Raw genomic sequence first — 17,495 nt, forward strand, 5'->3', positions numbered from 1 at the left:
CCCCGCGGTGTGGCACCGCGGGGATCAGCGGCGGCTACCAGACCTTTGCGACCACCTCTCCGCCGACGCCGGCCGCCCGCGCCTCATGGCCGGTCATCACACCCTGGGAGGTGGAGATGATCGCCGTGCCCATACCACCCTGGATCTTCGGGATGGCGGTGTGGGGGACGTAGTAGCGCTGACCGGGACGCGACACGCGCTGGATCCCGGAGATGACGGGGCGACGGTCGTTGGTGTACTTCAGGGTGATCGTGATCCGCTCACCCGGGAAGCCGGCACCCGCCGGGACGATGACGAACGACTCGATGTAGCCCTGCTCCTTGAGAATCCGAGCAAGCTCACGCTTGAGCTTCGAGGACGGGATCGTCACGTCGTGGTGCTGGGCGTTGGCGGCGTTACGCAGCCGGGTGAGGAAATCCGCGACGGGATCAGTCATAGACATATCGATATCCCGCTTCCTACCAGCTGCTCTTGGTCATGCCGGGGATGTACCCGTTGTGCGCGAGCTCGCGCAGGCAGATCCGGCAGACGCCGAACTTGCGATAGACGGCGCGGCTGCGGCCACACCGGCGACAGCGGCTGTACTCCCGGGTCTTGAACTTCGCGGGCCGTGCTTGACGGACCCGTTGTGAGGTCTTGGCCATGGTTCTCTCTGATTCCTAGTTCTCGCGGGCCTGGGCGGTCCCGACCGGCTCTGGAGGCAGAGGCCGCTTGCCGTCTTTGGCAAAGGGCATCCCCAGCAGTTCCAGGAGGGCGTAGGCCTCATAGTCGTGGGCGGCCGTCGTGGTGATGGCGATGTCCAGACCACGGGTCGCGTCGATCTCGTCGTAGTTGATCTCCGGGAAGATCGTCTGCTCGCGGACACCGAGGTTGTAGTTCCCGCGCCCGTCAAAGCCGCCGGGCTTGACGCCGCGGAAGTCTCGGATCCGGGGCATCGCGACCGAGAAGAGGCGGTCGAGGAACTCATACTGGCGGTCCCCCCGGAGGGTCACCGACAGTCCGACTGGCATGCCCTCACGGAGCTTGAACTGGGCGATCGACTTGCGGGCGCGGCGGACGTTCGGCTTCTGGCCGGTGATCGCCGACAGCTGCTCGGAGGCGGCCTCAAGGACCTTGGAGTCCTGCTTGGCGTCGCCGACGCCCATGTTGACGGTGACCTTGGTGATGCGGGGGGCCTGCATCGGGGAGCTGTAGCCGAACCGATCGATCAGCGCAGGCCGGATCTGCTCGTTGTACCGGGTCTTCAGGCGTGCTTGTGACATCAGTCGATCCTTGCTCCGCTGCGCCGCGCGATGCGGTGGCGCTTGCCGTCGATGAACTCGATCCCCACGCGCGTGGGCTTCCCGTCCTTGGGGTCGACGTGCGCCACGTTGGAGATGTGGATCGGGCCCTCCTTCTCGATCACGCCGCCGCCCTGCATCCCCTGCATCGTCTGCTGAGGCTTCTGGTGACGCTTGACCATGTTGAGCCCCTGCACGTAGACCTTGGCCTTGGCCGGGTCGATGCGCAGCACCTCACCCTGCTTGCCCTTGTCCTTGCCGGAGATGACGATCACCTGATCACCGGTTCTGATCCGTGCCGGCATGTCAGAGGACCTCCGGGGCGAGGCTGACGATCTTCATGAAGTTGCGCTCGCGCAGTTCCCGGGCGACCGGGCCGAAGATGCGCGTGCCGCGCGGGTTGTTGTCCTTGTCGATGATCACGGCGGCGTTCTCATCAAAGGCAATGTAGGTGCCGTCCTCGCGTCCATACCCCTTCTTGGTGCGCACGACGACGGCGGTGACGACGTCACCCTTCTTGACCGAGCCCTGGGGGCTGGCCTGCTTGACCGTCGCCTTGATCGTGTCGCCGACGAAGGCGTAACGGCGGCGGTGGCCGCCCATCACGCGGATCACAAGGATCTCACGGGCGCCCGTGTTGTCGGCCACCTTAAGTCGGGTTTCGTTCTGAACCATGGGAAAAGTCCTCGCTTGGGGCTACTTGGCCCGCTCGACGACTTCGACCAGGCGCCAGCGCTTGGTCGCCGACAGCGGACGGCTCTCCTGCACGACGACCGTGTCACCGATGCGGGCGTCATTGCGCTCGTCATGGGCGTGCAGGGTCATCGACGTACGGACGATCTTCTTGTACTTGCGGTGCGGGCGGGCGACGTCAATCCGGACGGTGATCGTCTTGGCCGCCTTGTCAGAGACGACGATCCCCTGACGGGTCTTCTTGAGACCGACGACGTGCTCACGCGCAGGCGTCGGGACGCGCTCGTGCTCGGAGGCGCGGTACTTGGCGCGGCTCTGCTCACGTCCACGGCGGCGGGCGGCCGCCTTGTCGCGACGCACTGCGTCCCGCTCGGCCTGGCGTTCCTCCGCGCTGCGACTGTCGCGTGCCCCGGAGGCGGCCAGCCTGGCCTGCTCACGGGCGGCCTTGCGCTCGCTCGGGGTGGTGACCGCGGTGATCGGCGCGGGCGCCGCGTCAGCCGTGACCGACACCGTGTCGGTGTCGGCGGGCGCCTCGGGCGCTGTCTGGATGTTGTCTTCCTCAGCCATTCACAATCTCGATTCCACGTTCCTGCGCGACGGTCAGTGCGCGCGCGATCTCCTTCTTGGCCGCCTTGAGCCCGGCGGTGTTCTCGAGCTCGCCGGTGGCGTGCTGAAACCGCAGCCCGAACAACTCCCGCCGCGCGGTGGCGATGTGCGCGCGCAGCTCAGCCTCAGGCAGCTCTCTCAGCTCGATAGGCTTTGCCATCTTCCTCAGCCGTCCTCTCGCAGTACGAACTTGGTGCGAACCGGCAGCTTGTGGCCGGCCAGACGCATCGCCTCACGGGCGAGGGGCTCCGGCACGCCGGCCAGTTCGAACATGACCCGGCCCGGCTTGACGACGGCCACCCACCCCTCGGGCGAGCCCTTCCCCGAGCCCATCCGGGTCTCGGCGGGCTTCTTGGTGAAGGACTTGTCGGGGTAGACGTTGATCCACACCTTTCCGCCACGGCGGATCTTGCGGGTCATCGCGATACGGGCCGCCTCAATCTGGCGGTTCGTGATCCAGCCGGCGTCCAGGGCCTTGAGCCCGTACTCGCCGAACTGAACCTTGACCTGGCCGCGCGAGAGACCCGCACGGCGGCCACGGTGCACCTTCCGGTGCTTGACACGCTTAGGAGCAAGCATTTAGGACTGACCACCCTGGGGCGCAGCGCCCCCGTCGGAACCTTGTGCGGAACCACCCGCGCCGCCCTCGGGACGAGGGCCGCGGGGAGCGCCTTCGGGCCGTGGGCCGCGAGGACCACCCGGACCACCCTGGGGACGCGGCCCACGCGGGCCGCCGGTACCTTCGGGACGGGGTCCACGCGGCCCGCCGGTCCCACCCTGGCCGCCGCGGTAGCCACCGCCGCCGCCCTGGCCGCCACGGTTTCCGCCGCCGCCGGGTCCGCCGGTGCCGCCGCCCTGGCCGCCGCGGTATCCGCCGCCGCCGCCGGGTCCGCCGGTCCCGCCGCCCTGGCCGCCGCGGTATCCGCCGCCGCCGCCGGGTCCGCCGGTCCCGCCGCCCTGGCCGCCGCGGTATCCACCGCCGCCGCCGGGTCCGCCGGTGCCGCCGCCCTGGCCGCCGCGGTATCCACCGCCGCCGCCGGGTCCGCCGGTGCCGCCGCCCTGGCCGCCGCGGTATCCACCGCCGCCGCCGGGTCCGCCGGTCCCGCCGCCCTGGCCGCCGCGGTATCCACCGCCGCCGCCGGGTCCGCCGGTCCCGCCGCCCTGGCCGCCGCGGTATCCACCGCCGCCGCCGGCGCCACCACCGGTGCCGCCACGGTACCCGCCGCCCTGGCCGCCACGGCCACGGCCAGGGGCCGCGCCGCCGCGTCCACGACCGGGTCCGCCGGGGCCACCGGCTCCGGGACCGTCGCCGTCACGGCGTCCACGTCCACCGCGGCCGCGCCCACCGTCGCGGCCGTCACGGCCGCCGCGGTCGGGGGCCTGCGGGGACGGCTCGTCCATGATCGTGAGATCGGCGCCGGTGTAGCCCTCGGGCATGATCTCGCCCTTGTTGATCCAGCACTTGACGCCGATGCGGCCGAAGGTGGTCTTCGCCTCATGGAAGCCGTAGTCGATGTCCGCCCGCAGCGTGTGCAGAGGCACCCGGCCGTCGGAGTAGCCCTCGGTCCGCGCCATCTCGGCGCCGCCGAGCCGGCCGGACACCTGGACCTTGACGCCCTTGGCTCCCGAGCGCATCGCGCTCGTGAGCGCGCGTTTCATCGCACGGCGGAAGGCGACGCGGTTCTGAAGCTGCTCGGCGATCGACTGGGCGACAAGCCGAGCGTCCAGCTCGGGTCGCTTGATCTCGAGGATGTTGACCTTCACCTGTTTGTTGGTGATCCGGTGCAGATCACGGCGCAGCTGGTCGACCTCAGAGCCGGACTTGCCGATCACGATGCCCGGACGGGCGGTGTGGATGTTGACCTCCACCTCCGTCGCGTTCTTGCGGATCGTGATGTCCGACAGACCGGCGTGGCTCAGGCGGCCAAGGATGTGCTCGCGGATCTGGGTGTCCTCGTGCAGGTAGTCCGCGAAGTTCTTCTCGTTGAACCAGTTGGACTTCCAGTCGTGGATGTACCCGACACGGAGGGATTCGGGGTGAACTTTCTGACCCATGGTCTGTCTAATCAGTCTTTCGGCGTGAGCAGGATCGTCAGGTGTGAAGTGCGCTTGCGGATGCGCGTCGCGCGCCCCTGGGCGCGCGGGCGGAAGCGCTTGATGGTGGGTCCCTCATCCGCCTGAACGGACTTGATGACGAGATCCTCGCCCACGAGATCGTGGTTGTGCTCGGCGTTGGCAACAGCCGACTCAAGCAGTTTGCTCCAGTCCCGCGCCACGGCGCGAGGCGTGACGGCGAGGATAGCGCGGGCCTCCGGTACGCTCTTGCCGCGGAAGTTGTCGCAGACGAGCCGCGCCTTGCGGGCGGAGGAGCGCACGTACTTGGCCTGGGCGCGGACGATCGGCTTGGGCGCGTTGGGGTCACGCTTACGGTCACGCTTGCGGACCGGGGCCGGCGCGCTCGTCCGTGCGAAGCTCGGCGGGGCGGGCGCCGCCACCGACTCTTCATCGTCGTCGTCGTCATCATCGTCGTCGTCGTCCGTCTCCGGCGCTGCGATCTCAGCGTCTGCGTCAACGGCGTCGGTCGCCAGCTCGGGCTCCGGGGCCTCAGCGTCAGTCGCTTCAGCGTCAGTCGCTTCAGCGTCGGCCGCCGCCGTCGGCGCGGTCACCCCGGGCTCCGCCGCGGTCTCCGTCTCGCTGTCCGGGCTCTCGACCTCCGGCTCGACCGGGGTGTCGTTGGTCTCGTCGGTCATCGCTTCTTTCCTGAGGCGACGTGGCCGCGGTAGAGCCGCGTCGGGGCGAACTCACCGAGCTTGTGCCCGACCATCGACTCGGACACGAACACGGGGACGTGCTTGCGCCCGTCGTGGACGGCGATCGTGTGGCCGACCATGTCCGGGAAGATCGTGGAGGTGCGGCTCCAGGTCTTCAGCATCTTCTTCTCGCCCGACTTGTTCATCGCCTCGATCCGCGCCATCAGGCGCTCCTCGACGAACGGGCCCTTCTTGGATGAACGGCTCATCGCTTCTTACCTCGTTTACGCCCGCGGACGATGTACTTGTCCGACGTCTTGCCCTTCTTGCGTGTGCGGTAGCCCAACGTCGGCTTGCCCCACGGAGTGACCGGGTGACGACCGGCGGTCGTCGAGCCCTCACCACCACCGTGCGGGTGGTCGACCGGGTTCATCGCGGTACCGCGCGTCTGGGGGCGGACGCCGAGATGACGTTTGCGACCGGCCTTGCCGATCTTGACGTTCTGATGATCGGAGTTGCCGATCGTGCCGATCGTCGCACGGCACTCCGCGCGGACGAGCCGCATCTCACCGGAGGGGAGCCGCAGCGTCACGTAATCCCCGTCCTTGGCGAGCAGTTGGATGCTCGTCCCGGCGGCGCGACCGAGCTGCCCGCCCCGGCCCGGGGTGAGCTCGACGTTGTGGAGCACCGTACCGGCGGGGATCGCGGCGAGCGGGAGGCAGTTACCGACGCGGATGTCGGCTTGGGGACCCGACTCGACCGTCTGGCCGACACTGAGTCGCGCCGGGGCGAGGATGTAGCGCTTCTCCCCGTCGGCGTAGTGCAGCAGCGCGATGTAGGCGGACCGGTTCGGGTCGTACTCGATGTGGGCGACCTTGGCGGGGACCCCGTCCTTGGTCCGCTTGAAGTCGATGATCCGGTACTGGCGCTTGGCGCCGCCACCGCGGTGCCGCGAGGTCTTGCGCCCGTTGTTGTTGCGCCCGCCGGACTTGTGCAGCCCGACGGTCAGCGACTTCTCCGGGGTCGAGCGCGTCAGCTCGGCGAAGTCCGGATAGGAGACGAACCGGAGACCCGGGGACGTCGGCTTGGGTTTACGGATGGCCACTGTTTACTCCCCCAGTCCCTGGCCGAAGATCGGGATGCTCTGGCCGTCGGCGACCTGGACGTAGGCCTTCTTCCAGGTACGCGTCCGGCCGTTGTAGACGCCCCGGCGCTTGGGCTTGGACTTAACCGAGGCGGTGCGAACCTCGACGACCTTGACGTCGAAGAGCTCCTCCACCGCCTGGCGGATCTGGGTCTTGTGCGCCTTGTCGTGGACCCGGAAGGTGTAGCGGCCGGCCTCAGCGAGGACATAGGTCTTCTCCGAGACGACCGGACGGATGATGATCTGTGAAGCGTCCATTACGCCTCGACCTCCTCAGTGCTCTCCGCGCCGGTCCCGGTGGCGCGGGCGACGAGCAGGCCGAGCGCCGCATCCGAGACGAGCAGGTTGGCCGCCCCGACGATGTCGGCGACGCCGGCATCCTCGGCCTCGAGCACGGTGACCCGCTCGAGGTTGCGGAAGGACAGGTAAGCGGCCTCCTCCGTGCGGGCGAGCACGACGAGGACCGACCCCTTGTGCTCCCAGCCGGTGAGCAGCGCAAGCGCGGCCTTGGTCGAGGGCTCGGTGAGCAGGGCACCGTCGAGCAGCGCGACACTGCCGCGGGTCGCGTGGACCGACAGGACGCAGCGCAGCGCGGCCCGGCGGGCCTTGCGGTTGACCTTGAAGGTGTAATGACGGGGCTGGGGACCGAAGACGGTGCCGCCGCCGACCCAGATGGGCGAGCGCGAGGAACCGGCGCGAGCCCGGCCAGTGCCCTTCTGACGCCACGGCTTGGCCGAACCGCCGGACACCTTCCCCCGGGTCTTGGTCGAGCTCGTTCCCTGACGGCGGGCGTTGAGCTCGGCCCGCACGGTCTCGTGCACGAGGGCCATATTGAACTCGGCGCCGAAGGCGACCGGATCGAGCTCGACGGTCGCTCCGTGGAGATGGGGGGCGCTAGGCATCAGTCCGTACCTCCACGATCCCGCCCTTGGCTCCGGGGACCGAGCCCCGGACGAGCAGCAGGTTCTCCTTGGCGATCACGTCGACGACGGTGAGGCCCTTCTGGGTGACGCGCTCGTCCCCCATGTGACCGGGGCCGCGGATGCCCTTCATGACCCGCGCCGGCCAGGCCGAGGCGCCGATCGAACCAGGGGCCCGATAGTTGTGGGAGCCGTGGGTCTTGGGTCCGCGCTTGAAGTTGTGGCGCTTGATCGTCCCCTGGAAGCCCTTGCCCTTCGAGGTCCCGGAGATCTTCACCTTGTCCCCGCTGGCGAACGCCTCCGCGGTGACCGTCTCACCGACGAGCAGCTCGGCGGCCTCATCCCGGAACTCGCGCAGGACCCGGTGCGGACCCGCGTCGGCCTTCTTGAGATGGCCGAGCTCCGGCCGGGTCAGCGCCTTCTCCTTGCACGCGTCAAAGGCAAGCTGCACGGCCTCATAGCCGTCCTTCTCAAAGGTGCGGATGGCCGTCACCGGACACGGGCCGGCCTCGAGCACGGTGACGCGCTCGACCTTGCCGTCCTCCAGGAACAGCTGGGTCATCCCGATCTTCTTGGCGAGAATCGCAGGCATCGCTAGGAGGCGAGGCGGATCTCGATGTCCACGCCGGCAGGAAGGTGATCCAGGCGCTGGAGCGAGTCCACGGTCTTGGGGGTGGGCTGGTGGATGTCGATGAGCCGCTTGTGCGTGCGGATCTCGAAGTGCTCGCGCGAGTCCTTGTCCTTGAACGGGGAGCGGATCACGCAGTACACGTTCTTCTCGGTCGGCAGCGGGACCGGGCCCGAAACCGTCGCGCCGGTGCGCGTCGCGGTCTCGACGATCTCCTTTGCCGCCGTCTCGATCGCCGTGTGGTCATAGGACTTCAGGCGGATGCGAATCTTGTTTTGGGCGATGGTGGCCATGGCTGGTGGGGCTGGGCGCCTCTGCGCGTTCTTTCTGTGTGCGCGCACGACGGCGCGGTTCTCAAAATTCGGTACGGCTGGCCGGTCAGGGCTGGCCGGCTCGGACGACGGTCCTGCGGGCTGCTGAGCGCCGACGAACTGCGTGGCTCAGCGGGCTATCAGGATACTGCGCCCCGGGAGCCCGGGGGACCTACAGGGTACAACGGGCACTGCGGATGGTCCGGGGGGCGGCTCACAGGCCGCCCCCCGGTCGTCAACTACTTGATGACCTCGGTCACGACGCCGGAGCCGACGGTGCGGCCACCCTCGCGGATGGCGAAGCGCAGGCCGGTGTCCATGGCGATCGGCTGGATCAGCTCGATCTCCATCTGGACGTTGTCACCGGGCATGACCATCTCCGTGCCCTCGGGCAGGTTGGCCACACCGGTCACGTCGGTGGTGCGGAAGTAGAACTGGGGGCGGTATCCGGTGAAGAACGGCGTGTGACGGCCACCCTCCTCCTTCTTGAGGACGTACACCTCGGCCTTGAACTGCGTGTGCGGGGTGATCGAGCCGGGCTTGCAGAGCACCTGGCCGCGCTCGATGTCCTCACGCTTGGTGCCGCGCAGGAGGCAACCGACGTTGTCGCCGGCCTGACCCTGGTCGAGGATCTTCTTGAACATCTCAACGCCGGTGACGACGGTCGACGTGGTCGGACGGATCCCGACGATCTCGACGGTGTCGCCGGTCTTGACGATGCCCTGCTCGACACGGCCGGTCGCCACGGTGCCGCGGCCGGTGATCGAGAAGACGTCCTCAACGGGCATCAGGAACGGCTTGTCGAGGTCACGCTCGGGCTCGGGGATGTAGGAGTCGAGCGCCTCGGCGAGGTCGAGGATCTTCTTCGTGTACGTCTCGTCGCCCTCGAGCGCCTTGAGCGCCGAACCGACGACGAAGGGGATGTCGTCGCCCGGGAAGTCGTACTCGGACAGCAGTTCGCGGATCTCGACCTCGACGAGCTCGAGCAGCTCCTCATCATCGACCATGTCGGCCTTGTTGAGGAACACGACGATGTAGGGGACACCGACCTGGCGGGCAAGCAGGATGTGCTCGCGCGTCTGGGGCATCGCGCCGTCGGCGGCGGAGACGACGAGGATCGCTCCGTCCATCTGGGCGGCGCCGGTGATCATGTTCTTGACGTAGTCGGCGTGCCCGGGGCAGTCGACGTGGGCGTAGTGACGGTTGGCCGTCTCGTACTCCACGTGAGAGGCGGCGATGGTGATACCACGCGCCTTCTCCTCCGGGGCGTTGTCGATCTGGTCAAATGCCTTGACCTCGTTGGTGCCACCGAAGTTGTCGTGGAGCACCTTGGAGATGGCCGCCGTCAACGTCGTCTTGCCATGGTCGATGTGACCGATGGTGCCGACGTTCACATGGGGTTTACCGCGCTCAAACTTGGCCTTCGCCACTTTGGGGTGCTCCTTCTGGTTTTCCGTGGGTTTGTCGCCCGGCGACGGGCGAACTCAGAGAGGGTACTAACTGCCGTCCGACTGGTCTGCTAGGCGGCCTGCCCGAGATCGCCGATGACCTTCTCGGCGATGTTGGGAGGCACTTCCTCGTACCGCTCGAACTGCATCGTGGAGGTCGCCCGGCCCTGCGTGTTGGAGCGCAGGTCGGTGACGTAGCCGAACATCTCCGCGAGCGGCACGAACGCGGAGACGATCTGGGCGTTGCCGCGCTGCTCCATGCCCTGCACCTGCCCGCGGCGTCGGTTGAGGTCACCGATGACGTCACCCATGTACTCCTCCGGGGTGACGACCTCGATCGCGAAGACGGGCTCGAGCAGCACCGGCTTGGCGCGCTTGGCCGCCTCCTTCATCGCGAGCGAGCCCGCGACCTTGAAGGCGATCTCGGAGGAGTCGGTGTCGTGGTACTTGCCGTCCTGGAGGGTGACCTTGACGTCAACGAGCGGGTAGCCCGCCCGGGGGCCGTTGTCGAGCGCCTCCTCAAGGCCCTTCTGGACCGCCGGGATGTACTCGGTCGGGATCGACCCACCCTTGATCTTGTTGACGAACTCATAACCCTTGCCGGGGTTGGGTTCGATGTCGATGTAGACGATCCCGTACTGGCCCGAGCCGCCGGTCTGGCGGACGAAGCGGCCCTCCACCTTCTCGGCGGTGCCGCGGATCGTCTCACGGTAGGACACCTGGGGCCGACCGACGTTCGCCTCGACCTTGAACTCGCGCATCATCCGGTCGACGAGGATCTCCAGGTGGAGCTCGCCCATCCCGGAGATCTCGGTCTGGCCGGTCTCCTCGTTGGTCTGCACCTGGAAGGTCGGGTCCTCCTCGGCGAGCCGCTGGAGGGCGACGCCCATCTTCTCCTGGTCGACCTTCGTCTTCGGCTCGATCGCGACCTTGATCACCGGCTCGGGGAAGATGATCGACTCGAGCTTGATCGCCTGGGCCGGGTCACACAGCGTGTCCCCCGTGACGACCTGCTTGATCCCCACCCCGGCGGCGATGTCACCGGCCCACACCTCCGTGAGCTCCTCGCGGTCGTTGGCGTGCATCATCAGCAGCCGCCCGATCCGCTCGGTCTTGCCGGTGGAGACGTTGAGCACGCGACCACCCGCCTCGAGGTGACCGGAGTAGACCCGGAAGAAGGTGAGCTTGCCGACGAACGGGTCGGCCATGATCTTGAACGCGAGGGCGCTGAAGGGCTCGGAGTCGTCGGCGTGGCGCTCGGCGGGGACCTCGTTGCCCTCCGCGTCGGTCTTGCCGGGGACGACGCCGGTGATCGCCGGGACGTCAAGGGGCGAGGGAAGGTAATCGAGGACGGCGTCGAGCAGCGGCTGGACGCCCTTGTTCTTGAACGCCGAGCCGCACAGGACCGGGGTCAACTCAGAGGAGAGCGTCGCCTTGCGGATCGCCGCCTTGAGCATCGGGACGGGGATCTCACCCTCCTCGAGGATCAGCTCCATCAGCTCGTCGTCGTAGTTGGCGACCTCGTCGAGCAGGTGCTCGCGGGCGGCGGCGGCGGCATCAACCAGGTCGGCGGGGATCTCAGCGACCTCATGTTCCTTGCCGAGGTCGTCCTTGTAGATGATCGCGTGGTTCTCAACGAGGTCGACGATGCCCTTCAGCTCGGCCTCGGCGCCGATCGGCAGCTGGATCGGGACCGGGTGGGCGCCGAGACGATCGACCATCGTCTGGACGGCGTGTTCGAAGTCGGCGCCGATGCGGTCCATCTTGTTGACGAACGCGATCCGCGGAACGTGGTACTTGTCGGCCTGGCGCCAGACGGTCTCTGACTGCGGCTGGACCCCGGCGACGGAGTCAAACAGGGCGACGGCGCCGTCGAGGACCCGCAGCGAACGTTCGACCTCGACGGTGAAGTCGACGTGGCCGGGCGTGTCGATGATGTTGATCCGCGTCCCGTTCCACTCACAGGTCGTCGCCGCGGACGTGATCGTGATCCCGCGCTCCTGCTCCTGCTCCATCCAGTCCATGGTCGCCGCGCCCTCGTGCACCTCGCCGATCTTGTAGGTGCGGCCGGTGTAGAAGAGGATGCGCTCAGTCGTCGTCGTCTTACCGGCGTCGATGTGAGCCATGATCCCGATGTTGCGGGTGTTCTTGAGACTGAACTTGCGGGGCATCTTTCTCTGACGGTTGCGGTCGTGCGAACTCTCGCTCAGTGTGGCTGCGGGCGCGAAAAAGGGCCCCTCGGGGCCCTGTGTCACGACACGGCTGTCGCCACAGGCAGTTAGTTTGAGTTCGGCTTCTCCATGGGAGGGAATCTGACGGGCTACCGGGAGGAAAGTGTCCGCACGCCGAGGATCGGCGCATCACCGGAGCCAGCAAGCGAATATAGCAACGTGAGAAAGGCCATCTCCGGGCTCGCGGGCACCGGCGCGCTCGTCCTCGCGCTGTCCCAGGCGCTCCCGCTCTTTCACACCTTCACCAGCGCCCGCGGGCTCCCCGTTGGGTCAGAGACGGTCGGTGCCGCGCACGCCTACGGGGTGCTCGTGCTCGCCGTGCTCGGACTGCTGCTCGCCGCCGGCGTGCTGATCAGCGGCAGCCGCGCCGCGCTCCTGCTGATCGGGGTCGTGGCCGTCGCGGCGCTCGCCGTCTGCCTCGGCCACGACCTTCCCGCCGCCCGCAGCCACGGGTTCGGCCTGGTCGCCGGGCACTACCAGACAGCGATCAACGTCGTCGGCGTCGGGCTGTACGTCGAACTCGCCGGCGCCCTCGCCCTGCTCGGCGCGAGCGGGCTGGGTTTCCTGCTCGGTGGAGACGCGCTCGCCCCGGCGGGGCCGCGCTCTCCCGGCCCGCTCCGGCGCTCGACACGGGGTGCGCGCGCGGGTTCGTCCCGGCGGGCCGGACCCCGTTCAGGTTCTGTCTGAAGCCTGACACTCGGAGCGGGCGCGCGGGCGAGCGGGCACGGTTGGGCAGGCGGGCTGTTAGTCTCAGTGGCCGCGAGGGTTGTCTGCTACAGCCCCCGGTCCCGTGTAGCGGGCGGCCCTCGCGTTCACCTTCCCGCGATGACCGCGGAGCCGACCTTCCGGTCGCCTCCCGGCCGACCTTCCGGTCGCCTCCTCAGGCTCAGAACCCCGAAAACGCGTCAGGCCCGGACGAGCCGGGCCTGGGGAACTGCGCGGTGTACGGTGACGGAGATCCGTGACCGCGGGACGGTTACCAGCGGTAGTGAGCGAAGGCCTGGTTGGCCTTGGCCATGCGGTAGACGTCGTCCTTGCGCTTGTAGGCGCTGCCCTGCTGCTGCTGGGCGTCGAGCAGCTCATGGGCGAGCCGCTGGGCCATCGTCTTCTCACGCCGCTGACGGGCGAAGGTGACGAGCCAGCGCACCGCGAGCGTGCGCGCCCGCCGGGGCGGAACCTCAACGGGAACCTGATAGGTCGCGCCACCGACGCGCCGGGACTTGACCTCGAGCACGGGGGTGAGTGCCTTGACGCCAGCCTCAAGCACCTCAAGCGGGTCCTGTCCGGTTCGCTCGGCGAGGATCGCGAGGGCGTCATAGACGATCCGCTCGGCGGTCGACTTCTTGCCGTCCAGCATCACCTTGTTGATGATCTGGGTGACCATCCGGTTGCGGTGGACGGGGTCCGGCTCGACCGGCCGGATCTGTGCGGCTGCGCGACGGGGCATCGAAAGATCTCCAGAGTGGCTACTTGGCCTTGACGCCGTACTGGCTGCGGGCCTTCTTGCGGTCCGCGACGCCGGCGGCGTCGAGAGTTCCGCGGATCACCTTGTAACGGAACCCCGGGAGGTCCTTGACGCGGCCACCACGCACGAGCACGACGGAGTGCTCCTGCAGGTTGTGACCCTCTCCGGGGATGTAGGCGCCGACCTCCATACCGTTGGTGAGCCGGACACGGGCGACCTTGCGCAGAGCCGAGTTCGGCTTCTTGGGCGTCGTCGTGTACACGCGAGTGCAGACGCCGCGGCGCTGGGGTGCGGCGACCTTCTTCTTGCGGCCCTTGCCGGACTTCAGGCCCGGAGTCGCAAGCTTCTTGGCGGGCTTCTGACGGCCCTTGTTGACAAGCTGGTTGGTGGTCGGCATGCGAACGCCGAGAGTAGCAGGGGCCCCACCGAGCACTCCCGCCCCCCGGGCGACCTCTCCGGCGACCCCGGGGCGGACCCCAGGGCGGACCCCGGTCCGCGATGTCCGGGGACGCGGGCGGCTCCCTCCCTGGGCAAACGGTCAGGTTCCCTGTACCCTGCCTGAGCACGGGGACGGCGTGGGCGCACACCGCGACCTCCGGCCATCAGCCGCGATCATGGCCTGACTGTGAGCGAGGAGAGAAGGATGGACCGCAGATCGCACCGTCTCGGCCGGGCAGCGCTCGGTCCGGCAGCCGCGCTGGCGACCGCCGTGATCGCGCTGCCCGGCCCGGCGACCGCCGCCGAACCAACCCTCGGGCGCCGGAACGGTCGCTGCTGATCGCGCCTGAGCGGTCGACTATCTTCGGGCGATGGCGTCCGAGAACTCCCTCCACCCGCTGCTTGACCCCAGCGACCTTCCCTATCAGCTCCCGCGGTTCGCCAGCATCGCCGTCAGCGATTACGCCCCGGCGATCCGGATTGCGATGGCTCGCCAGCGAGAGGCGATCGACGCGATCTGCGCCGACCCCGCTCCGGCGAGCTTTGCCAACACGCTCGAGCCGTTCGAGCGCAGCGGCGTCGCCCTGCGGCGTGCCCTCGCCATCTTTGAAAACGTCGCCTCCGCCGACGCGACCGCGGAGATCGATGCCATCGACGCGGAGCTCTCCCCCGAGATTGCCGCCCACTCCGACGCGATCCTGCTCGACCCGGTCCTGTTCGGGCGGATCGAGGCGGTCGCCGCCGCCGGGGAGGAGCTCGATCCCGAGGCGGCCTACCTGCTCGAGCGCATCCTCTGTGCCTTCCGGCTCGCCGGGGCCGGTCTCAAGGACGCCGACAAGGCGCGGCTCAAGGCGATCAACGGCCGCCTCTCAGAGCTGTCGACCGCCTTCAAGGTCAACCTCCAGGCCGACAGCAATGACCTCGCGGTGCTGTTCGACGCCGCCGAGGACCTCGACGGGCTCAGCGCCGGTGAGCTCTCAGCCGCCCGGCAGGCGGCCGAGGACCGCGGCCACCCCGGCCGCTACCTCATCTCACTCGTCCTGCCGACCGCCCACCCATACCTCAGCACGCTGACCAGCGCGGATGCCCGCGCCCGGCTCGCGGCCGCCCAGCAGGCCCGCGGACGCCGCGGCAACGACCATGACACGCGGGCGATCGCCCTGGAGATCGTCGCCCTCCGGGCGCAGCGGGCCCAGCTGCTGGGGTTTGTCAACCACGCAGCGGTCGTCACCTCGGACCGGATCGCCCGGACCCCGGAGGCGGTGATGGAGATGCTCACCCGCCTCGCCGCCCCCGCCGCCGCGAACGCCAAAGCCGAGCAGGCCCGGCTCGAGCAGCGGGCCGGCGCTCCCGTCCGTGCCGCCGACTGGCCGTACTGGGCCGAACAGGTCCGGGCCGCCGACTATGCGCTCGACCTCACGGCGCTGCGCCCCTACTTTGAGGCCGAGCGGGTCCTCGAACACGGGGTGTTCGCCAGCGCGTCCCGGCTCTACGGGCTCCGGTTCCAAGAGCGCCACGACCTCGCCGGCTACCACCCGGACGTCCGCACCTTCGAGGTCACCGAGGAGGACGGCGCCCCGGTCGGCCTCTACCTGCTCGACCTGTATGCGCGCGAGACCAAGCGCGGCGGCGCGTGGATGAACTCGCTCGTCGACGCGGCGAGCCTCACGGGGACCGTCACTGCCGTCGTCGTCAACAACCTCAACGTCCCCAAGCCGGCGCCGGGCGAGCCGACGCTGCTCACCTTCGAGCAGGCCCGGACCCTCTTTCACGAGTTCGGCCACGCCCTCCACGGTCTGCTCGGCCGCTCCCGCTACCCGGAGCTGTCGGGGACGAGCGTCCCCAGCGACTGGGTCGAGTTCCCCTCTCAGGCCAATGAGATGTGGCTGCTGTGGCCCGACACGCTCGCCGAATTCGCCGTCCACCATCAGACGGGCGAACCGATCCCGGCTGAGCTCGTCGCCGGCTTGGCGGCCGCCCAGACCTTCAACGAGGGCTTTGCCACGAGCGAATATCTCGCGGCCGCGGTGCTCGACATGGCCTGGCATCAGCTCACCCCCGAGCAGGTGCCCGCCGACGTGGAGGCGATCGCGGGCTTTGAGGCGGCGGCGCTCGGCGCCGTCGGCCTCGACAATCCGGCGATCCCGCCCCGCTACGGAACGAGTACGTTCGCCCACATCTTCGCCGGTGGCTACGGGGCCGGCTATTACTCCTACATTTGGGCGGAGGTCTATGACGCAGACATCGAGCAGTGGTTCATCGAACAGGGCGGACGGACGCGCGCCAACGGCGAGCTGTATCGCCGCCACGTCCTCAGCATCGGAGGGACCCGTGAGCCGCTCGGCGTCTATCGGGCCTGGCGGGGCCGTCCGGCCCCGATCGAGCCGCTACTCGCCCGACGCGGGCTCGCCCCCGCCGTGGACGAAGAGGCCGCCTGAGCGCGCGTGGGCCCGACAATCTGTTGAGAGTATGTGTGAGAGGACTGACCGCGGGTAAGTGAGCTGTGATGGTGGTCGGTGACAATGACGACAGAGCCCATCCCGCGCTCGACCGTCCGCTCGTGATGGCGGTCTACCCAGCGGTGGCCGCCTCCGTGCGCGCCGCTCGCAACGCGGTCGCGGCGATCGCCGAGGCGCACGGCGCTTCGCCTCAGTGCGTCGATGATGTCCGCCTCGCCGTGTCGGAGGCGGCGACCAACGTCGTCGTCCACGCCTATGAGGAGCACACCACTGGGTCCTTCAGGGTCCTCGCGGTGATCGGCGGCGACCAGCTCGTCGTCATCGTCGAGGATGACGGGCGCGGGCTCAGTTCACCGGCCCGCACCCCCGGGCTCGGCGCTGGCCTGACGGTGATGCGCGAAACCGCCACCCAGGCCCTGTTCCGGGAGCGCGAGCACGGAGGCTCGAGCGTGCAGCTGCGCTTCACGCTGCGACCCCACGGCGAAGGCGAGGGCATTTGAGCGTCGTGTGGCCGGCGGTTCGCCCCGCCGGAGGTCGGTGAGGGTGCCGCCGGCCTCGGACTTCTCACTCACCGAGAGCGAGGGCCCGGACGGGGTGTGCGTGGCGTTGCGGGGCGAGGTCGACCTCGCCGTCGCCGACCGGGTCCGGGCGGCGCTGATCGCCAACTTCCGCGCCGGCCGGCGCCAGATCCTCGATCTCTCCGCGGTCACGTTCATCGACAGCATGGGCCTCGGCGCGATTCTCATCGCCGCCGGGTCCGCGGAGGAGCGCGCGCGCCTGACCCTGCGTCGCTCCCGCCACGCCCAGCCGAATCGCCTGTTCGCCCTGGCTGGGGTCGCGGAGCTGCTGGAGGTGCTGCCCCCGGCCGAGCCCGCCCCGCCAGCGCCAGAACCGGTTCCCGCCGGGGAGCCGAAGGCGACCTCTGACCGTGAGCCGGACGCAGCCCTCTGAAAGCGCGCCGCCTGATCCTCAGGCGCCGGCGCTCATCACCAACAGCGCCTCGGCGATCTCGGCGTTGGGAACGAGCTCGCCGGAGGCGAGCGGATAGTCGATCGTCGGCCGGTAACCGGGGAGACGGTCAGCGAGCCGATCGGCCTGGGGATGCTCAAAGCCCATGCTCCA

The 17,495-nt window shown here is 68.9% G+C and carries 26 protein-coding genes; 5 read left to right on the forward strand and 21 right to left on the reverse strand.

The window, feature by feature from the left end; all coding sequences use genetic code 11:
- Nucleotides 1-34 precede the first annotated feature (34 nt).
- The 18 genes from rpsH to fusA form a co-directional block, all read right to left on the reverse strand.
- The gene (gene rpsH, locus M3M55_RS15410) at nt 35-442 is read right to left on the reverse strand and encodes a 30S ribosomal protein S8 (protein ID WP_249010391.1); all 408 of its coding nucleotides are present in this window, start codon (nt 440-442) and stop codon (nt 35-37) included.
- A gap of 16 nt (nt 443-458) precedes the next feature.
- Entirely contained in the window at nt 459-644 is a 186-nt protein-coding gene (locus M3M55_RS15415; RefSeq protein WP_249010392.1) for a type Z 30S ribosomal protein S14, read from the reverse strand.
- 15 nt (nt 645-659) lie between these two features.
- Nucleotides 660-1,262, reverse strand: coding sequence for a 50S ribosomal protein L5 (gene rplE / locus M3M55_RS15420; protein ID WP_249010393.1), 603 nt, complete (start codon nt 1,260-1,262; stop codon nt 660-662).
- Nucleotides 1,262-1,585 carry a 50S ribosomal protein L24 gene (rplX, locus tag M3M55_RS15425; RefSeq protein ID WP_249010394.1) on the reverse strand — a complete coding sequence of 108 codons (324 nt, stop codon included), beginning with the start codon at nt 1,583-1,585 and terminating at the stop codon, nt 1,262-1,264. Before rplX ends, rplE begins: the two co-directional genes overlap by 1 nt.
- Before the next feature lies 1 nt (nt 1,586).
- Nucleotides 1,587-1,955, reverse strand: coding sequence for a 50S ribosomal protein L14 (gene rplN, locus M3M55_RS15430; RefSeq protein WP_249010395.1), 369 nt, complete (start codon nt 1,953-1,955; stop codon nt 1,587-1,589).
- 21 nt (nt 1,956-1,976) lie between these two features.
- Entirely contained in the window at nt 1,977-2,540 is a 564-nt protein-coding gene (gene rpsQ / locus M3M55_RS17675) for a 30S ribosomal protein S17 (RefSeq protein ID WP_371878708.1), read from the reverse strand.
- Nucleotides 2,533-2,739: a 50S ribosomal protein L29 gene (gene rpmC, locus M3M55_RS15440; RefSeq protein WP_249010396.1), complete on the reverse strand. Its 207-nt coding sequence runs from the start codon at nt 2,737-2,739 to the stop codon at nt 2,533-2,535. Before rpmC ends, rpsQ begins: the two co-directional genes overlap by 8 nt.
- Before the next feature lie 5 nt (nt 2,740-2,744).
- Nucleotides 2,745-3,158 carry a 50S ribosomal protein L16 gene (rplP, locus tag M3M55_RS15445; RefSeq protein ID WP_249010397.1) on the reverse strand — a complete coding sequence of 138 codons (414 nt, stop codon included), beginning with the start codon at nt 3,156-3,158 and terminating at the stop codon, nt 2,745-2,747.
- Nucleotides 3,159-4,634, reverse strand: a complete 1,476-nt coding sequence (gene rpsC / locus M3M55_RS17680) for a 30S ribosomal protein S3 (RefSeq protein WP_371878709.1) — start codon at nt 4,632-4,634, stop codon at nt 3,159-3,161. It abuts the gene before it with no gap.
- An 11-nt stretch (nt 4,635-4,645) separates the two neighbouring features.
- The gene (gene rplV, locus M3M55_RS15455; RefSeq protein WP_249012427.1) at nt 4,646-4,978 is read right to left on the reverse strand and encodes a 50S ribosomal protein L22; all 333 of its coding nucleotides are present in this window, start codon (nt 4,976-4,978) and stop codon (nt 4,646-4,648) included.
- 347 nt (nt 4,979-5,325) lie between these two features.
- A complete protein-coding gene (gene rpsS / locus M3M55_RS15460; protein ID WP_249010398.1) occupies nt 5,326-5,598 on the reverse strand; it encodes a 30S ribosomal protein S19 in 273 nt (90 codons plus the stop codon).
- Nucleotides 5,595-6,434 carry a 50S ribosomal protein L2 gene (rplB, locus tag M3M55_RS15465; RefSeq protein WP_249010399.1) on the reverse strand — a complete coding sequence of 280 codons (840 nt, stop codon included), beginning with the start codon at nt 6,432-6,434 and terminating at the stop codon, nt 5,595-5,597. The genes rpsS and rplB overlap by 4 nt, the downstream gene beginning before the upstream one ends.
- 3 nt (nt 6,435-6,437) lie before the next feature.
- Nucleotides 6,438-6,731 carry a 50S ribosomal protein L23 gene (gene rplW / locus M3M55_RS15470; protein WP_249010400.1) on the reverse strand — a complete coding sequence of 98 codons (294 nt, stop codon included), beginning with the start codon at nt 6,729-6,731 and terminating at the stop codon, nt 6,438-6,440.
- Nucleotides 6,731-7,375, reverse strand: coding sequence for a 50S ribosomal protein L4 (gene rplD, locus M3M55_RS15475; RefSeq protein WP_249010401.1), 645 nt, complete (start codon nt 7,373-7,375; stop codon nt 6,731-6,733). The genes rplW and rplD overlap by 1 nt, the downstream gene beginning before the upstream one ends.
- A complete protein-coding gene (gene rplC, locus M3M55_RS15480; RefSeq protein ID WP_249010402.1) occupies nt 7,368-7,985 on the reverse strand; it encodes a 50S ribosomal protein L3 in 618 nt (205 codons plus the stop codon). The genes rplD and rplC overlap by 8 nt, the downstream gene beginning before the upstream one ends.
- Before the next feature lie 2 nt (nt 7,986-7,987).
- Nucleotides 7,988-8,305 (reverse strand): 30S ribosomal protein S10, encoded by a 318-nt coding sequence (gene rpsJ, locus M3M55_RS15485; protein WP_249012428.1) that lies wholly within the window; start codon nt 8,303-8,305, stop codon nt 7,988-7,990.
- Between the two features lie 266 nt (nt 8,306-8,571).
- Entirely contained in the window at nt 8,572-9,762 is a 1,191-nt protein-coding gene (tuf, locus tag M3M55_RS15490) for an elongation factor Tu (RefSeq protein ID WP_249010403.1), read from the reverse strand.
- Nucleotides 9,763-9,851: 89 nt separating this feature from the next.
- Nucleotides 9,852-11,951, reverse strand: coding sequence for an elongation factor G (gene fusA, locus M3M55_RS15495; protein ID WP_249010404.1), 2,100 nt, complete (start codon nt 11,949-11,951; stop codon nt 9,852-9,854).
- Between the two features lie 219 nt (nt 11,952-12,170).
- On the opposite strand from fusA, the gene M3M55_RS15500 reads away from it, so the two are divergent.
- Nucleotides 12,171-12,698 (forward strand): hypothetical protein, encoded by a 528-nt coding sequence (locus tag M3M55_RS15500; protein ID WP_249010405.1) that lies wholly within the window; start codon nt 12,171-12,173, stop codon nt 12,696-12,698.
- 289 nt (nt 12,699-12,987) lie between these two features.
- Here the strand turns inward: M3M55_RS15500 and rpsG are convergent, their stop codons facing one another.
- Both rpsG and rpsL read right to left on the reverse strand, forming a co-directional pair.
- On the reverse strand, nt 12,988-13,458 hold the full coding sequence (gene rpsG / locus M3M55_RS15505; protein WP_249010406.1) for a 30S ribosomal protein S7: 471 nt from the start codon (nt 13,456-13,458) through the stop codon (nt 12,988-12,990).
- Between the two features lie 19 nt (nt 13,459-13,477).
- Nucleotides 13,478-13,873, reverse strand: coding sequence for a 30S ribosomal protein S12 (gene rpsL / locus M3M55_RS15510; RefSeq protein WP_249010407.1), 396 nt, complete (start codon nt 13,871-13,873; stop codon nt 13,478-13,480).
- Nucleotides 13,874-14,119: 246 nt separating this feature from the next.
- Between rpsL and M3M55_RS17430 the strand changes: the two genes are divergently transcribed.
- From M3M55_RS17430 to M3M55_RS15525, 4 genes are all read left to right on the forward strand, one after another.
- Complete coding sequence (locus tag M3M55_RS17430) at nt 14,120-14,254, forward strand: hypothetical protein (RefSeq protein WP_256469017.1); 135 nt, start codon at nt 14,120-14,122, stop codon at nt 14,252-14,254.
- Nucleotides 14,255-14,285: 31 nt separating this feature from the next.
- Nucleotides 14,286-16,352 carry a M3 family metallopeptidase gene (locus tag M3M55_RS15515; RefSeq protein WP_249010408.1) on the forward strand — a complete coding sequence of 689 codons (2,067 nt, stop codon included), beginning with the start codon at nt 14,286-14,288 and terminating at the stop codon, nt 16,350-16,352.
- Between the two features lie 68 nt (nt 16,353-16,420).
- Nucleotides 16,421-16,873 (forward strand): ATP-binding protein, encoded by a 453-nt coding sequence (locus M3M55_RS15520; RefSeq protein ID WP_249010409.1) that lies wholly within the window; start codon nt 16,421-16,423, stop codon nt 16,871-16,873.
- A 43-nt stretch (nt 16,874-16,916) separates the two neighbouring features.
- Entirely contained in the window at nt 16,917-17,324 is a 408-nt protein-coding gene (locus tag M3M55_RS15525) for an STAS domain-containing protein (RefSeq protein WP_249010410.1), read from the forward strand.
- A gap of 18 nt (nt 17,325-17,342) precedes the next feature.
- Here M3M55_RS15525 and M3M55_RS15530 read toward each other — a convergent pair whose 3' ends face one another.
- Nucleotides 17,343-17,489, reverse strand: coding sequence for a hypothetical protein (locus M3M55_RS15530; protein WP_249010411.1), 147 nt, complete (start codon nt 17,487-17,489; stop codon nt 17,343-17,345).
- Between the last annotated feature and the right edge of the window lie 6 nt (nt 17,490-17,495).

It is taken from the genome of Conexibacter sp. DBS9H8, from assembly GCF_023330685.1.
Taxonomy (GTDB): domain Bacteria; phylum Actinomycetota; class Thermoleophilia; order Solirubrobacterales; family Solirubrobacteraceae; genus Palsa-465.